This is a genomic window from Actinoplanes sp. NPDC019969 (genome assembly GCF_055562375.1).
In genome coordinates, this window is the sequence record NZ_JBVHFK010000001.1 from 1,179,273 (window position 1) to 1,195,877 (window position 16,605).

Annotated in this window: 13 protein-coding genes; 7 read left to right on the top strand and 6 right to left on the bottom strand. The window is 69.2% G+C overall.

The window, feature by feature from the left end; translation table 11 throughout:
* Positions 1–4: 4 nt before the first annotated feature.
* From ACZ3II_RS05630 to ACZ3II_RS05640, 3 genes are all read right to left on the bottom strand, one after another.
* Positions 5–1,525, bottom strand: a complete 1,521-nt coding sequence (locus ACZ3II_RS05630) for a glycosyltransferase family 87 protein (protein ID WP_465516395.1) — start codon at positions 1,523–1,525, stop codon at positions 5–7.
* A gap of 138 nt (positions 1,526–1,663) precedes the next feature.
* A complete protein-coding gene (locus tag ACZ3II_RS05635; RefSeq protein ID WP_465516396.1) occupies positions 1,664–4,108 on the bottom strand; it encodes a transglycosylase domain-containing protein in 2,445 nt (814 codons plus the stop codon).
* Positions 4,109–4,571: 463 nt separating this feature from the next.
* Positions 4,572–5,039, bottom strand: a complete 468-nt coding sequence (locus ACZ3II_RS05640) for a DUF5318 domain-containing protein (protein ID WP_465516397.1) — start codon at positions 5,037–5,039, stop codon at positions 4,572–4,574.
* A gap of 176 nt (positions 5,040–5,215) precedes the next feature.
* Here ACZ3II_RS05640 and ACZ3II_RS05645 point away from each other — a divergent pair, with 176 nt between their 5' ends.
* On the top strand, positions 5,216–5,875 hold the full coding sequence (locus ACZ3II_RS05645) for a PadR family transcriptional regulator (RefSeq protein ID WP_465516398.1): 660 nt from the start codon (positions 5,216–5,218) through the stop codon (positions 5,873–5,875).
* Positions 5,876–5,895: 20 nt separating this feature from the next.
* The gene (locus ACZ3II_RS05650) at positions 5,896–6,975 is read left to right on the top strand and encodes an inositol-3-phosphate synthase (protein ID WP_465516623.1); all 1,080 of its coding nucleotides are present in this window, start codon (positions 5,896–5,898) and stop codon (positions 6,973–6,975) included.
* A gap of 63 nt (positions 6,976–7,038) precedes the next feature.
* Here ACZ3II_RS05650 and ACZ3II_RS05655 read toward each other — a convergent pair whose 3' ends face one another.
* The gene (locus ACZ3II_RS05655) at positions 7,039–7,494 is read right to left on the bottom strand and encodes a methylated-DNA--[protein]-cysteine S-methyltransferase (protein WP_465516399.1); all 456 of its coding nucleotides are present in this window, start codon (positions 7,492–7,494) and stop codon (positions 7,039–7,041) included.
* Positions 7,495–7,557: 63 nt separating this feature from the next.
* On the opposite strand from ACZ3II_RS05655, the gene ACZ3II_RS05660 reads away from it, so the two are divergent.
* Both ACZ3II_RS05660 and ACZ3II_RS05665 read left to right on the top strand, forming a co-directional pair.
* Positions 7,558–8,070: a SigE family RNA polymerase sigma factor gene (locus tag ACZ3II_RS05660; protein ID WP_465516400.1), complete on the top strand. Its 513-nt coding sequence runs from the start codon at positions 7,558–7,560 to the stop codon at positions 8,068–8,070.
* Positions 8,067–9,233, top strand: coding sequence for a TolB family protein (locus tag ACZ3II_RS05665; protein WP_465516401.1), 1,167 nt, complete (start codon positions 8,067–8,069; stop codon positions 9,231–9,233). The genes ACZ3II_RS05660 and ACZ3II_RS05665 overlap by 4 nt, the downstream gene beginning before the upstream one ends.
* Before the next feature lie 50 nt (positions 9,234–9,283).
* Here ACZ3II_RS05665 and ACZ3II_RS05670 read toward each other — a convergent pair whose 3' ends face one another.
* Positions 9,284–10,531 carry a calcium-binding protein gene (locus ACZ3II_RS05670; RefSeq protein WP_465516402.1) on the bottom strand — a complete coding sequence of 416 codons (1,248 nt, stop codon included), beginning with the start codon at positions 10,529–10,531 and terminating at the stop codon, positions 9,284–9,286.
* Positions 10,532–10,655: 124 nt separating this feature from the next.
* Positions 10,656–12,089, bottom strand: coding sequence for a CCA tRNA nucleotidyltransferase (locus tag ACZ3II_RS05675; RefSeq protein ID WP_465516403.1), 1,434 nt, complete (start codon positions 12,087–12,089; stop codon positions 10,656–10,658).
* 57 nt (positions 12,090–12,146) lie between these two features.
* On the opposite strand from ACZ3II_RS05675, the gene ACZ3II_RS05680 reads away from it, so the two are divergent.
* From ACZ3II_RS05680 to ACZ3II_RS05690, 3 genes are all read left to right on the top strand, one after another.
* Positions 12,147–13,025 carry a hypothetical protein gene (locus ACZ3II_RS05680; protein ID WP_465516404.1) on the top strand — a complete coding sequence of 293 codons (879 nt, stop codon included), beginning with the start codon at positions 12,147–12,149 and terminating at the stop codon, positions 13,023–13,025.
* Between the two features lie 49 nt (positions 13,026–13,074).
* Complete coding sequence (murJ, locus tag ACZ3II_RS05685; RefSeq protein ID WP_465516405.1) at positions 13,075–14,802, top strand: murein biosynthesis integral membrane protein MurJ; 1,728 nt, start codon at positions 13,075–13,077, stop codon at positions 14,800–14,802.
* 226 nt (positions 14,803–15,028) lie between these two features.
* Positions 15,029–16,594, top strand: a complete 1,566-nt coding sequence (locus ACZ3II_RS05690) for a protein kinase family protein (RefSeq protein WP_465516406.1) — start codon at positions 15,029–15,031, stop codon at positions 16,592–16,594.
* Positions 16,595–16,605 lie beyond the last annotated feature (11 nt).

Below are 16,605 nucleotides of genomic sequence, written 5' to 3' on the forward strand. Positions count from 1 at the left end.
GAGATCAGCTCGGGACGGGGCTGGGTTCGTCCTTGGGGATCACCGGCGGTGGCGGCGCCTCCTGGGACGGCCCCATGCCGAAGAACCGGCGAAGCCCGGTGATCCACGGATGCTCCGGCCCGTCGAGCGGCCCGGCATCCGGGTCGAGCCCGCCGTAGGTCACGCGGACGTCGTCGAGTTCCGGCCGCCAGATCTCCCGCACCACCAGTCCGCAGAGCACGGCCACGGTGATCAGGCGCAGGCTGGAGGCGAGCACGAAGGTGCCCTCGGGAATGACCGACTTGCCGCCCGCGCCCATCAGCTCGGCGTAGAAGGCCGCGAGGTACCCGATCTCCGCGACGGTCCACGCCAGGACCGCGCCCCACTTCGGCCGGGCCAGCGCGATCAGGGGGAGCAGCCAGAGCACGTACTGCTGGGACCAGACCTTGCTGAAGATCAGGAAGGCGGCGACGACCAGGAAGGCGAGCTGGCTGAGCCGGGGCCGGCGCGGCGCCAGCAGGCCGAGCAGCATGATCGCCAGGCAGGAGAGGCCGAAGAGCGCGTACGACAGGTAGTTGAGCGTGGGCACGTTGTCGCTGAGCCACTGGAACGGCCCCTGATCGCCCGCCGCGCCGGTGTTCCACTTGCCGTCGAGGTAACGCCCGATGTACCAGAACGTGCCCCAGTCGACCGGGCGCTCCGAGTTGAGCCGGAAGAACCGCAGCCAGCTCTCGTGCCACAGGATCATGACGGGCAGGTTGGCCAGGAGCCAGGTGATCCCGGTGGCCAGGAACGCGCTGAAGAAGTGCCGGAGCCGGCCGGTACGCAGGGCGAGGATCAGGATCGGCCCGAGGATGAACAGCGGCCACAGTTTGGCCGCCGCCCCCAGGCCGAAGAACACTCCCGCCACCACGGGATGCCGGCGCGCCCAGAGCAGCAGTCCGATGGCGAACAGCCCGATCGCCAGGAAGTCCCAGTTGATCGTGGCGGTGACCAGCACGATCGGGGAGAGCGCGAGGATTGCCGCGTCCCAGGGCCGCCGGCGTCGCAGGGCGAGCACGATCGCGACGGTGAGGACGGCGAAGAGCGAGAGCACCAGGGCGTTCGCGTTGTAGAACCAGCTGCCCTGGTTGATGTCCGGGTTGTTCTCCCCGTACGCGTGCACCGGCAGCCCCAGGGCGCCCATGAAGTATCCGGTCACCACCGGGTACTCGACGGGGTGGTCCTTGTAGGGCACCTTGCCCTCATTGATGCCTTCGGCGTAGTAGAGCGCCAGCACGTCGGTGTAGCAGTACCGGGTGTACTGGACGTTGTTCTGCCAGTTGCCGTCCATGCAGGGTGACTTCTGCACCCAGGAGAGGGCGAGGACCAGGCAGGCGAGGGCCATCACGATCCGCGGCGCGGTCCAGAACCGGCCGGGCCGCGAGTCCGGCGGGACAGCGTGTGCCCCGAGCGGTCCGCCGATGGCTTCCGAGAGTCCTCGCACGAAACCGTCCGAGGTGGCTCTCGAGACGTCGGGCCGGTCGGCGGGCGGTTGGGCGCTCATGTCTTGGCATCATGCCGCATCGGTGACCGCCCGAGGTGCCGGGCCACGTCCGGCACACCGATCTTCATCGGAACCACAGGCCCCGATACGAAACGGCGCCCACCTCGTCGAGGTGGGCGCCGTCATCGAACCGGGTCGCTAACGGCCGCCGTTGTTGTTGCCGCCGCCGTTGTTGTTGTTGCCGGTGTTCTGGTTACCGGGGTTCTGGTTGCCCGGGCCTTGGTTGTTCTCGTTGTTCTGGCCGGTGCACTGCGGAAGGTCCGGGAAGGTCGCGCACAGCGCGGCGTTCGGATCGGTCGTCGGAGGCTGCGGCTGCTCGACCGGCTTCACACCGTTGCCCTTGTCGTCCTGGCCCGTCTTGACGCCCTCCGGGAACTCTTCCGCTTCCCAATTCATCGCCTCGGAAGCGGTCTCGATGAATTTTTCCCAGATCGCCGCCGGAGTGCCGGACCCGTACATGTCCTTGGTGTTCTTCTCCTTCAGCGGCACCCGGTTGCTGGCGCCGCCGACCCAGACGGTCGCGGCGAGTTGCCGGATACCGCCGACGAACCAGGTGTCACCGTTGTCGTCGCCGTTCGGCATCTCCCAGGTGCCACTCTTGCCGACCGCCTGGCGACCCTCGATCCGGTTGTCGACAGTCTTCGGGATCTCCTGGAGCACGTCGGAGAGGTAGGCCATCTGCTGTTCGTCGAAGACGCGCTTGCCGACCTTCTTCTCCGACCAGATCACCTTGTTCTCGCCGGTCTTGGGGTCGCGCTGCTCGACCTGCTTGACGAAGTGCGCGTCATTGCGAACGCCCTGGTTGACGATGGTTGCCACGCCCTGCGCGTGCTCCAGGGGCAGCACCCGGTACTGACCGAAGGCGACCTCGTTGGCGAAGTTCCTCTTCCACTCGGCGGGCTTGGTGTTGTTCAGGTCGAACTTCTTGCCGTCGTCGTTCCACATGGTCTCGACGCCCGCGGCGCGCGCGGCCTCGATGACCTTGTCCTGACCGAGCTGCTCGGCGATCCAGTAGAACGGGAAGTTGTACGACTTGATCGTCGCGAACCGCAGGTCACAGTGGGTGACCTTGCCCTCACAAAGCTTGCTGGTCTCCGCGCCGGCGTTGTTGATCTTTCCGCCGCCGTTCGGCTTCTCCAGCGTGCCGTCCCAGATGGTGTCGAAGGAGTAGTCCGCCTTCAGCGCCGCCGCCAGAGTGTAGATCTTGAAGGTCGAACCCGGCGACTGACCACCGTCCTTCACACCGCTGCCGTCACCGGCCATATAGCCGCCGTAGTCGGTGCCGGTCGGATCGTCACCACCGTAGTATCCGAGAACCCCACCGGTCTTGGGATCGATACCGATCACCGCAGCCTGATAGGTGGCCGGCCGCCCGTTCATCGGCGACGTCTTGCTCAACCGCGAGCCGGCCTTCTGCGCGGCCTCCTGCACCTTCGGGTTGATCGTGGTGGTGATCGTGAACCCGCCCTTGGCGAGCTTCTCCTCGGTGATGCCGAGCTGGTTGAGCTCGTACGTGACGTGCCGCATGATCATGCCGACCGGCTTGCCGTCGGTGCTGACGGTCTTGCTCTTCTTGGGGTCGAGCGTCGCCGGGTACTTGCGGTTGTTCCACTGCTCCTGGGTGATGGCACCCATGTCGAGCATGTTCTTGAGCGTGTACTCCCAGCGCTCCTTGGCCCCGGGCAAGGCCTCTTTGTTGGCCGGGTCGTAGCCCGGGTGGGTCTTCGTCTTGTACGGCTGCTTGATGATCGAGGCGAGCACCGCGGCCTGGTAGGCGTCAATCTGCTTCTTGCCTTTGACGGTCTTGTCGACCGTGTAGTTCGCACCGAAGTAGCCCTGCGCCGCCGACTCGACGCCGTACCGCCCGCGGCCGAGGTCGATGAAGTTCAGGTACATGCCGAGGATCTGGTCCTTGCTGTACTCCGACTCCAGCTTGCGGGCGATCACCGCCTCGCGGAGCTTACGGCTGTAGCTGATGTCCTTCTCCTCAGCCACGTGCCGGGCGTACTGCTGGGTGATCGTCGACGCGCCCTGCAGCTCCCCACCGGTGAAGTTGTTCCACGCGGCGCGGGCGATGCCCTTCATGTCGATGCCGTTGTGCTTGCGGAAGTTCATGTCCTCCGCGGCGATGACGGCATCCTGCATCGCCTTGTTGATCTGGTCGTACGGGACGCTGATCCGCGCCGAACCGGTCTTCTCCAGTTCCTGGCGGTCCGACGCCAGGATCACGTTGACCTGGTTCTCCAGCTTCGGCGGCGGCAGCTTCACGTCGTCGAAGAAGTAGGTGCCGCCGACGATCCCGACACCGAGCATGATGACCAGCACGGCAGCGGCCGCGGTCAGGATGTTCGCGCGCCGGTGCTTCTTGTCCGCCTTGCTGCGGCCCTTCTTCTTGCCACCGCCGCCGCCGGACCCACCGGATCCGCCCGAGCCGCCACCGGGACCACCCGGTCCACCGGGGCCACCGGGACCGCCCGGGGACACCGACGCCCGCCCGCCGACCGAGGCCGCTCCGACCGAGGCACGGCCGCCGACCGCCGCGGAACCCACCGAAGCGCGGCCGCCGACGGGAGCGGAACCCACCGACGCACGGCCTGGCGCTGCCGAGCCCACGGATGCGGAGCCGACCGAAGCCGAGCCCACGGACGCGGAACCGACCGAAGCCGAGCCCACGGACGCGGAACCGACCGAGGCACGGGCGGCAGCGCCGCCCACCGAGGCCCGGCCCGGCGTGCCTGGAACCGAGGCGGCACCGGATGGACGCCGGTATGCGTCCGGCCCGGGCTTGGCCCCGACATCGGGGGTGGAAGCAGCGGAAGGCCCGGGTACCTGTACCCGGGCTCTTGCGGACTGCGGATCGCCGTTCGCGTTCATTCCCTCACACCTACCGTCGCAGGGGCGCGGCCCGGCGGCCCGGAAAAGGCCACCCTGACGTCGCGCCTCGATCGGGCGTTGCGGGCTGCGGTCCCGGCAGCCCTGTCAAGTTGTGTCTGTGATGACCGGATTCCGGCCACAAACTCGTACACGTTAGCGAGATCGGTCCGGTTCATCGCCGGGCCTCCCCATTGTGTGACGCCTTACCTGTCCGGTGGGAGATCGCGCCACCGGACGAGACCATAACGTCGGTGTGCAACATCTCCTCGGCGGCGAGGCCGTCCCGGCCGAGAACGAACCTCTCCACCAGGTGGTTCCAGGCGCAGGAGCGGCACACCTCGACGACGAAGACCTGGAACTCACGCAGCGTCATCGCGAGCGCGGGCAGTTCAGCCAGTTTCCGGGCCTGGCCGGCGGACTGCTTCAGCTCGTCTCCATAGATGAAGTGCACCAGCGTCAGATTGTCGCGCCGGCACACCGGGCATCGTTCGTCGGTGGGCTCGCCGTGGTACGTCGCCGCGTTCTTCAAGTAAGGAGACGCGTCGCAGACTTCGAGCGTGCCGATCCGGCCGTTCCTGACGTCACGCAGCACCGCTCGCCTCTGTAGCGAGTAGTCGACGATCTGCCGCTGCGTACGCATGGCGAAGAGAGTACGCGGTCGCCGCGTCCCCGGCGACAGCCATCACGCAGCGTGGCGCACCGATCGCACAAGGACCCCGGAGTTGCACGGCACAAGGTCCCGATCTACGGTTGCGATGTATCGAGCCGATACATCGGGACACTGCTTCGCCGTGGAGCACCGTTCGAGGGAGGGCCATGCTGGAGTTGGCGATCCTCGGCCTCCTGCAGGAGGCCCCGATGCACGGGTACGAGCTCCGCAAGGAACTCGCGACCAAGCTCGGCACGCTCCGTGCCGCGATCAGTTACGGCACCCTTTACCCCACGTTGAAGCGGCTGAAGCTCGCCGGCTGGATCAGTGAGGCCGAGACCAACAACGACATCATTCCCCCGATGACCAGCAAGCGGGGACGAGTTGTCTACAAGATCACGGCCGAGGGCAAGGAGCACTTCGCCGACCTCCTGACCCAGGCCGGCCCGGAGACGTACGACGACGCCGGCTTCGGGGTCCACTTCACCTTCTTCTCGCGCACCGATCGCGCCACCCGCCTGCGCATCCTGGAGGGCCGCCGACGCCGCATCGAGGAGCGCCGCGAGGGCCTGCGCGAGATCCTGTCCCGCGCCGCCGACCGCTTGGACGCTTACACCCTGGAGCTGCAGCGACACGGACTGGACGCGTGCGAGCGCGAGGTCCGCTGGCTGGAGGAGCTGATCACCAACGAGCGCTCCGGCCGTACGCCCGCTTTCCGAAATCGCGCCGGTCTCACCGGCGCACCGAACCCCGCACCCGCCGGTGGACCGCCGGCGGCGGGAGCGGATCCCTTAGAAACACCGCGTCCACACCAGGACCGGCCGTGATGAACAAGGAGGCAAACGCGATGGGCTCCGTCCGCGTCGCCATCGTCGGTGTGGGTAACTGCGCCTCGTCCCTCGTGCAGGGCGTGGAGTACTACAAGAACGCCGACCCCAACGACCGCGTCCCGGGTCTCATGCACGTGACCTTCGGCGACTACCACGTATCCGACGTGAAGTTCGTCGCGGCGTTCGATGTGGACGCCAAGAAGGTCGGCATGGACCTCAGTGAGGCGATCGTCGCCAGCGAGAACAACACCATCAAGCTGACCGACGTGCCGCCCACCGGCGTCACCGTGCAGCGCGGCCCGACCTTCGACGGTCTGGGCACGTACTACCGCGAGATCATCGAGGAGTCGACGGCCGAGCCGGTCGACGTCGTGCAGGCCCTGAAGGACGCCGAGGTCGACGTCCTGGTGTCGTACCTGCCGGTGGGCTCCGAGGAGGCCGACAAGTTCTACGCGCAGGCCGCCATCGACGCCGGTGTCGCGTTCGTGAACGCGCTGCCGGTCTTCATCGCCTCCGACCCGGAGTGGGCGCAGAAGTTCACCGACGCGGGCGTGCCGATCGTCGGCGACGACATCAAGAGCCAGGTCGGCGCCACCATCGTGCACCGCGCGCTGGCGAAGCTGTTCGAGGACCGCGGTGTCGAGCTGCTCCGCACGTACCAGCTCAACTTCGGCGGCAACATGGACTTCATGAACATGCTGGAGCGCAACCGCCTGGTCTCGAAGAAGATCTCGAAGACGCAGTCGGTCACGTCCCAGATCCCGCACGAGATGATCAAGAGCGACGTGCACATCGGCCCGTCGGACCACGTGCCGTGGCTCGACGACCGCAAGTGGGCGTACATCCGTCTCGAGGGCCGTTCCTTCGGTGACACCCCGCTGAACGCCGAGCTCAAGCTCGAGGTGTGGGACTCGCCGAACTCGGCCGGCGTGATCATCGACGCGGTCCGCGCGGCGAAGATCGCCAAGGACCGTGGCGTCGGCGGCCCGATCCTGTCCGCCTCGTCGTACTTCATGAAGTCCCCGCCGGTGCAGTACAGCGACCACGACGCCCACGAGGCCGTCGAGGCGTTCATCCGCGGCGACGTCGAGCGCTGACCCCGCTGACAACACCCGCATCAGGCCGGACCGCACCCGCGGTCCGGCCTGATCCGTGTCCGGTCAGCCCCAGGCCCGCTGCAACGCGACCCGGGCCTCCAGCTCCAGCAGGATGCGCTTGCGGTCCAGGCCGCCGCCGAAGCCGACCATCTTGCCCCCCGCCCCGACGACCCGATGACACGGCACGATGACCGGGATCGGGTTGCGGTGGCATGCCGTCCCCACGGCACGGGCCGCCCCGGGATCGCCGAGCGCGGTCGCGATCGCTCCGTAGGTGACCATCTCCCCGTACGGAATCTTGGCGATCTCGGCCCAGACCGCCCGCTCGAACGCGGACCCGCCGCGCAGCTCGAACGGCACGGCGAAGCCGGTGAGCTCACCGGCGAAGTAGGCGGCCAGCGCGGCAGCCGCCGGATGGTCCGCGGACGGCCCGGCCGGCACACCGAACCGCACCCCCACCACGACGTCGTCCTCGGCGTGCACGCCCAGCGGGCCGATCGGTGTCTGCACCACGAACATGTCGTCCATCCTCCCGTGCAAGCTTCTTCATCGACAGGGCGTCTGGCCCTGTGGAGGTGACCGGTGAAGCAGTCACTCGAAGACGAGTTCACCGCGTTCGTCGCGGAGCGGGGGCAGGCGCTGCTCCGGATCGCGCACGCTTTGACGCAGAACAGGGAGGCCGCGCAGGACCTGGTACAGGGCGCGCTGGCCAAGGCGTACGCGCGATGGCCGCGGATCCACGGGGACGCCGAGGCGTACGTCCGAAAGATCATCTACAACGACCGCGCGTCGTTCTGGCGCCGCGCCGGGACGCGCAACGAGGTGTTCGTCGCCGAGGTGCCGGACCGGGCCGCGGAACGCCACCACGATCAGGACGTCGCCGACCGGATCACGGTCCGGGAGGCGCTGCTGACCCTGCCGGCCCGGCAGCGGGCCGTGCTGGTGATGCGTTACCTGGAGGACCGGTCGGTGGAGGAGACCGCCGAGGTCCTCGGCTGCCGGCCCGGAACGGTGGCCAGTCAGGCCTCCCGGGCGCTCAGCAAGCTGCGGCGGCTGGTCGGCGACCGGACCGTGTCGATGGGAGGGACCCGATGAGGAACCTGGAGGACATCGTGGGAAAGGCCGTCCGGGACCTCGCCGACGACGCGCCCCCCGCGATCGACCTGGCCTCGGTGGCCCGGGTACGGGGCCGGCGGATCCGGCGGCGGCGGCACGCGCTGTCCGGTCTGGCGGCGGTGGCGCTGGTGGGGGCGGTGGCCGTGCCGTACACCGTGCTGAACGACAGGCGCGCGGCCCCGCCCCCGCCCGCCGCTTCCGTGCCGCCCAGCATCGCGCCCGCTCCGGTCACGCCGGTCACCCCGACGACCCGGGTGGGCCTGTCGACGCCGGCGAACGCCCCGCAGTGGACCCGATCGCCGTACGCGCTCCCGGGCGGCCTGGTCGTGACCGCTGTCGGCCAGAACCCGTACCTCGGGCTGGAGAAGCCCGCCGGAACCACCTGGCAGACCGGGAACGTGGTCCTGAACCGCGGCACCGGCCGCTACTCCGTGGTCGGCGGCAAGTATTACCAGGTGATGGGCGCCCCCAAGGGTCGGCATGCGGCCCTGATATCGAGGCGAACGTTCCATGTCGTCGACCTCGGCACCGGTGACGTCCGCCCGCTGCAGAACCGCACGATGTTGCGCCCGCAGTCGATGTGGTCGCCGGACGGCACGACACTGCTGACGACCATTTCCGAGGGATTCGTGCTGTTCAACGCGGTGACCGGCGAGGAGAAGCTGATTACCACCGTGGACGGGACGAACCAGTGCGCTGCGGTCTGCTACTACACCTGGCTGCCCGGGGGCCGCGAGGTGGCGCTGGCCCGCCGTGTGCCCGGACCGCCGCCGGAGAACGGGCTGGAACCGACCGAGAGCATCGACGTCTACGCCGTGGATACCGGGGCGATGACCCGTACCGTCCCGGTACAGGGGTCGCCGCTCGGCCAGGACTCGTGGTCACCGGACGGCCGATACGTGCTCCTCGCCGTCGAGTCGATGAACGCGGCCGACCGGGACATCCGGATCGCCGACACCATCACCGGGCAGATCGTCGGCACGGTTCGTGGTGATCAGGCCCAGTACACGCCGAATGGCGAGATCCTCGCGATCGGCGACGGCGTGGCCGGCCTGTACACCGCCACCGGCGGGGTCATCGAGTCGATGACCCTGCCGAAGGAGCTGGGCGGTCGGCGGCAGCTGAGCCTGGGACCGGCCTGATCCCACGAGAAAGGCCCGGCCATCCGGCCGGGCCTTTTTCATTCAGGTGCTCAGAGGCTGGTGATCAGTTCCTTGGCGGCGGCGACGCGGGCGTCCACGTCAGCCGGGGCCACAGCCTTGCCCTTGCCCGGCGCGACCGAGAGGGCGCCGGTCTGCGGGGTGACGACCGCCTCGCAGTTGGTGGCGCTCTCCGCGGTGATCACTGCGCAGTAGTCACCGTAGATGGTGGCGTCCGCGCCGCCGTCCACCGTGTCCAGGGCGGCCGGGTTGCCGACCGGGTAGCCGTCGGTGTCGGTGTCCTCACCGGCCAGGTAGTCGTCGCCCTCGGCGCCCCAGATCTTGTCGTTGCCGCCGTCGCCCCAGATGTAGTCGTCGCCGGCGTGACCCCACAGCGAGTCGCTGCCGTCGCCACCCTGCAGCTCGTCGATGCCGGTCTGGCCCGCGAGAGCGTCGTCGCCGGCGCCGCCCAGGACGAAGTCGTTGCCGTCCTCGCCGTTCACGACGTCGTTGCCGCCGTTGCCGTAGATGATGTCGCCGATGTACCCGAGGTCGGCGTCGTAGACCGAGCCGGTGCCGCCCCAGATCTTGTCGTTGCCGTTGCCGCCCTCGACGATGTCGACCTCGCTGCCGGCGGACACCTGGTCGTTGCCGTCGCCGCCGTAGAGCTCGTCGTAGCCGGCCTCGCCCCAGATGAAGTCGTCGCCGGCTTCCGCCTGGACCGTGTCGCCGCCGGCGCCGCCGTAGATCTTGTCGGATCCGAGGCCGCCGTAGATGAGGTCGTCGCCGGCGCCGCCGTAGAGCAGGTCGTTGGCGCCGCCGCCGGACAGCGCGTCGTTGCCGTTGCCGGTGCTCAGCACGTCGATGCCGTTGCCGCCGTAGACCACGTCGCGGCCATTGCCGCCGTAGAGCTTGTCGTCACCGTCGGCGCCGTTCGCCATCAGGTACGCCGAGGTGCGGTTGTAGAGGTTGTCGTTCTTGTCGCCGAGCTGCACGTTGTAGCCCGCCGTCGCGGCCGACGTCGTGCACGTGACCTTGGTCCGGTCGCCGGAGACGGCCTTGCAGCCCGCGCCCGCCTGGATCGCGACCACGTCGTCCAGGGTGGTGGTGCGGCCCGAGACGGTGATGGTCAGGGTGTTGGCCTGACCGGCGGCCGCCTGGAAGTAGACGGCGTTGGTTCCGACGACCCGCGCCACGCCGACGCTGGCCGCCTGGGCCGGGGTCGCGAGGAAGCCGGTGGTGCCGATGGCCGCGGCTGCGGCGCCGATGACAGCAAGAGCCCGACGGTTGATCAAGAACATGAGGAGTCCCCGTAGATTCAGACCGGTTCGATGCCGACCGGTGAGTCGTGGGCCAGCATAGAACGCTACCGTTTCGACGCGCGTCCCTGTTATGAGTGACCTACGTCACTTTTATGTATTCGAATTAAGAGATGTGCCCCTGCTCGCGGGCCCACTTGAGCAGCTCCGCCTCGGCCTCGTCCCGATCGAGCGGTCCCCGGTCGAGCCGCAGCTCCTTGAGGTGACGCCAGGCCTGGCCGACGATCGGGCCCGGCGGCACACCGAGCAGCTCCATGATCGCGTTGCCGTCCAGGTCGGGCCGCACCTTGGCCAGGTCCTCCTCGGCCGCGATCCGGGCGATCCGCTCCTCGAGGGCGTCGTAGTCGGCGGCCAGCTGCGAGGCCTTGCGCCGGTTGCGCGTCGTGACGTCGGAACGGGTCAGCTTGTGCAGCCGGGACAGCAGCGGGCCGGCGTCGGTGACGTAGCGCCGGACCGCGGAATCGGTCCACTCGCCCCGGCCGTACCCATAGAAGCGCAGGTGGAGGGCGACCAGACCGACCACCTCGGAGGTCACGTCCTTGGGGTATTTCATGGCCTTCATGCGCTGCTTGGTGAGCCGGGCGCCGACCACCTCGTGGTGGTGGAAGCTGACCCGGCCGTCCCGGCCGACCGCCTTGGTGGCGGGCTTGCCGATGTCGTGCATCAGCGCGGCCATCCGCAGCACGAAGTCCGGTCCCTCGGCACCCTCGAGGCGCATCGCGTTGCTGACCACGATCAGCGTGTGCTCGTAGACGTCCTTGTGCTGGGCGTGCTCGTCGATCTCCAGCTTGAGCCCGGAGATCTCCGGCAGGAACCGGTCGGCCAGACCGGTGTCGACCAGCAGGCGCAGGCCGGTCAGCGGATCGGCGGCGCTCATCAGTTTGGTGAACTCGTCGCGCACCCGCTCCGCGGTGATCCGGTCGAGGTCCGGCGCCATGTCCCGCATCGCCGCGACGACCGGCTCGTCCACGGTGAAACGCAGCTTCGCCGCGAAACGGGCGGCCCGCAACATCCGAAGTGGATCGTCACCGAACGAGATCGACGGCGCGGACGGTGTCCGGATCACCCGGGCGGCCAGGTCGGTGAGGCCGCCGAACGGGTCGGTGAACTCGTGCCCGGGCACCGACACCGCCATCGCGTTGATGGTGAAGTCACGCCGGGACAGGTCGTCGATCAGCGATGTGCCGTAGGAGACCACCGGATTGCGGGTCACCCCGTCGTAGGACTCCGCCCGGTACGTGGTGATCTCGATCCGCAGCCCGTTCTTCTGGATGCCGATCGTGCCGAACTCGCGGCCGGTCTCCCAGATCGCGTCCGCCCAGCCGTTGACCACCGCGAGGGTCTGCTCGGGGTGGGCGTCGGTGCAGAAGTCGAGGTCGTCACCGAGGCTGCCGAGCAGCGCGTCACGGACCGATCCACCGACCAGGTGCAGCTCGTGACCGGCGGTGGCGAACCGGCGGCCGAGCTCATCGGCGACGGGGGACACGCGGAGCAACTCGGCTACCGCTCTCTGCTGGGCGTCGTTCAACACAGAAGACATGGGATGACCAGGGTATCGGGAGTGACACTCGCAGCTACCGCCGGGCAGGATTGCGGGATGCCCGTTTCCGAGGCGCTGCGCCGCCTGACCGAGGACCCCGATTTCTGGACGGGCGACCTGACCGACACCGGCGACCTCCCGGCCCAGGTGCAGGTCTCGTTTCCGGTGGTCGGCGGCTACTCCCTGGTGCTGCGGATCGATCTGCCCTCCGGCGACCGGACGCTCGGGTTGCGGCGGCCCGCCTCCAGCGAGCCGGTGCTGCTGGGCTGGGCGCAGGCCGGCGGTCCCTGCCCGGCCGCGCTGCACTGGCCGGAGCTGGAATCCTTCGCCCGGGTGATCGCCCTCGCCGACCCGCTGCTGCCGCACCCCGGCCTGGTGGTGGCGCTGCTGGCGCCGTTCGCCCCGGCCGGTGACGCGGACGACCCGACCGCGGTCGCGGCGGTGCGCGAGGCGGCGTACCGGTCGCTGCGCCGCGATGTGCCGGCCGCCGTTCCGGCCGGGCCGGAGCAGACCCCGCTGCCGCTCTTCGCGGACGAGCGCTGGTGGCCGGCGTTTCCGGCGCTCTCCCCGCAGGTGCTGGACGAGGGCGCGATCGCGGCGTTGAGCGATCCGGAGGTCACGCGGCTTCAGGTCCGCTTCGGCGAGCGGTTCCCCCACGAGGACCTTTCCGATCTGGTACGCCGTACGACCACCGCCCTCGCCCTTCTTCCCCAGCAGGAGTGGTACGCCGAGACGCGCCCCCTGGCCCGCCGGATCGCCGACTCCGGTGACCTGACGGCGGTGCCGGCTCTGCTCGGCGCGCTGACCGAGGCCGGCTGCGATCACCCGACGGTGCTGGATGCGCTGAGTGAGCCCCTGGTCCCGCTGGAGGCATGCTGGATGGTGGAGACGCTGGCCGGGGCCGAGCCCGGCACCCTCCTACGTCACCACGTGTGAGTTTTGCCTTTATGGTGGCTCCAACATCGGCAGGGCTCTGGAGGCTTTGGTGAACGGCGGCCTGTACCGCAGCACGCACGCGGCACCCGACGGTCAGCCGCCGCAGCAGGACGGTGTGACGGTCGTCTCGGTCGACGGCCCGCCCGCGGAGCCCCCGGCCGAGCAGGGTGGCGGCAGCACCGCCGGGCAGAGCGCGATCATGGCGGTCGGCAGCCTGGTCAGCCGGGTGATCGGATTCGTCCGCAACGCGCTGATCGGCATGGTTCTCGGCGAGGCGGTCGGTGACGCGTACACCGGCGCCCAGTTCCTGCCCGGCCAGATCTACGAACTGCTGCTCGGCGGCATCCTCTCCAGCGTGCTGATCCCGCTGCTGGTCCGGCGGCGCAAGACCGACCATGACGGCGGCCAGGAGTTCACCCAGCGGCTGCTGTCCTTCGCGGTCGTCATGCTCGGCCTGGCCACCGCGCTGGTGGTGCTGGCCGCGCCGCTGATCACCGCGTTCCAGACGAGCGACACGACCGGCCAGGACTTCCGTGACCTGGTCACCGCTTTCGCGTACCTGATCCTCCCGATCATCTTCTTCACCGGCCTGTCCGCGCTGATCGCCGCGGTGCTCAACGTCCGCGGCCACTTCGCCGCGCCGATGTGGGCGCCGATCCTCAACAACATCGTCGTGATCGCGGTGTGCGGGGTGTTCCTGCTGGTCTTCGGCACCGACAAGGACCTGACGCCGGAGAACATCACGGCAGGCGAGATCGCGCTGATCGGCCTGGGCACCCTGCTCGGCATGGTGGTCCAGGCGATCGGCCTGCTGCCGGCCCTGCGCAAGGTCGGTTTCCGCTGGGCGTGGCGGTGGAACCCGCGGGCGCTCGGGCTGCGCGAGATCGGCAGCCTGGCCGGCTGGATGCTCTGCTACGTGGGCGCCAACCAGATCGCCGTGTTCGCGCTGGTCCGGGCTCTGAACGGATCCGAGGGCGAGGACAACCCGGGCGCGCTGGCGTTCAACAACGTCTTCCTGCTGATGATGATGGCGCACGGCATCATCGGCGTCTCGGTGATCACCGCGCTGCTGCCGAAGATGAGCGCGGCCGCCGCCGAGGGCCGGCTCCACGAGATCAGCGAGGACCTGACCCGCGGCATCAAGCTGGTCTCGGCGGCGCTCGCCCCGATCGTGGTGATCTACGCCGTGCTGAGCGGGCCGATCGCGGTCTTCCTCTTCCAGGGCGGCCGGATCACCAACTCCGACGCCCTGGCCATGGGTACGGTCCTCACCGTGGCCGCCTTCGCGGTGCTGCCACTGTCGATCAGCTTCCTCTGCACCAACGCCTTCTACGCGCTCCAGGGCAACCGGACCGCCGCCCTGATCAACCTGCCGGTGGTGGCGATCCGGATCACCGGCTACTTCGTGCTCGCCGCGATCCTGAACGAGTCGCTGATCGCGGCCGGCATGACCGCCGCCAACGGCCTCTCCTACCTGCTGTCGGCGCTGATCTCGCTGACGGTGCTGCGCCGCCGGATCGGCCGGCTCAACCTCGGCTCGGTGGCCGGCTCGCTGATCAAGGTGGCGGTCGCCGCGGGTGTCGCCGCCGGCCTCGCGTACCTGGTGGTCCGCCTGCTGCCCGGCTCCGGCGAACCGGACGGCCGGGTCGAGGCGATCCTGCAGCTGGCGGTCGGTGGCGCGGTGGTCCTGATCGCCTACCTGGGCACCGCCCTGCTGCTGCGCGTCCAGGAGGTCAGCCAGGTGGTCGGGATGGTCCGCCGGAAGATCGGCCGCTGATCCCGGAGAATTCGCCCGGAACAGGTGAGCCCCGAACCATCCGGCGGTGAATCGTCCGTTTCGCGTAGTCCGGGCACGTTGCCGCGCCGGGGGGACGACCTGCCGGTCAGGTGCCCGGTGCGGGTATGGTCGGTGTCGGCATGTGCACGGGAGGCTTCTCCCCTGCGCCGAGAGGGGCCGGCATCCCGCGATGCGGCACCAGCTATGCACCACCGAGGGAGGACTGGTGACCCAGGTCGGCGAAGGCCACGAGACCGCGGCCGACGAGGCCGGACCGGTCATGACCTTCGGTGCCCCCACCGCCGGTGAGGTCCTGGCCGAGCGCTACCAGCTGGAAGAGCACGTCAACAATGACAGTGCCGGCCGGCAGGTGTGGCGCGGCATCGACGTGATCCTGCGGCGCGCGGTCGCCGTCGTGCTCCGGCACCCCGGCGGTGACTCGGCCACCGAGATGCTCCAGGCCGCGGTCGCTGCGAGCCGGGTGATCCACCCCAACCTGGCCGGCGTCTACGACGCGATCGACGAGCAGCAGCGGGCCTACGTGGTTCGCGAGTGGGTCGACGGCGAGTCCCTGCGGGAGCTGCTCGGGGCCGAGGGCCCGCTCGACCCGGCCCGGGCGATCGCCATCGCGCACTCGGTCGCCGACGCGCTGACCGCCGTGCACGCCACCGGCATGATCCACGGCAACGTGCACCCCGGCAGCGTCCTGATCGCCGACGACGGCCGGGTGGTCCTGGCCGACGCGCGCGCCGACGCGGCCGACAGCGTCGAGTCCGACGTGCGTTCGGTCGGCGGCATCCTCTACTTCGCGCTCACCGGTCACTGGCCGCACAGCGAGGTCGGCGGCCACACCCTGCCCGACGCCAACCGGGACAGCACCGGCAACGTGACCGCCCCGCGGCAGGTCCGGGCCGGCGTCCCGGCGTACCTCGACGACCTGACCATGGACCTGCTCGACCTGCGGGTCGCCGCGCCCGCGTCGGACGCGCTCACCGCCGAACTCGGCCGGCTCGACGCCGCCGCCGAGGACGACGAGTTCGAGGACGTCGGCCCGCTGCGCTTCGTGCAGGGCGGCGCCGCCCAGTCCGGGGAGCAGACCAAGAGCGCTCCGAAGATCCTGCTCGGTGTCGGCGCGCTGATCGTCATCGCGATCGTCGGCCTGATCTTCGGCATCCGCGCGATCAACAACACCGGCAACTCCGACGACCCGGGTTCCCAGGCCGGCAACACCGCCGCCGGCGACACCGGCCAGGACGGTTCGGCGGACACTCCGGCCACTCCGGCCGCCGAGCCGAAGAAAATCAAGCTCACCGCCGACATGGTCCGCATCGTCGACGCACCGGGTGGCACCCGTGACTTCGACAAGGACGACGCCGCGCTCACCGTCGACGGCAAGATGGATACCGCCTGGGAGCTGTCGTACTACAAGGGCTCGCCGAAATTCGGGAAGCTCAAGGACGGCATGGGCATCCTGATCAACCTGGGCCAGGCCCGTGCCCTCTCCGATGTGCGGGTCACGACGTCCCTGGGTGGCGTGGGGATGGAGCTGCGCACCGGCGCCAGCGACCCGGGTGACAGCGCCGAGGGTGACAAGAAGCTGCTCCAGCAGTTCCAGAAGGTCGGCGACCAGGACTCCGCCCCGAACAAGAGCGCCGGGTCGACTCAGCTCCTGTCCTTCGTCCCGGACCAGAAGTACCAGTACGTTCTCGTCTTCATCACCGAGCTGCCGCGCAACACGGACACCCCCGGCTACCAGGCCGACGTGAACGAGATCGAGCTGTACGGATACTGAGCCGCCCCGGC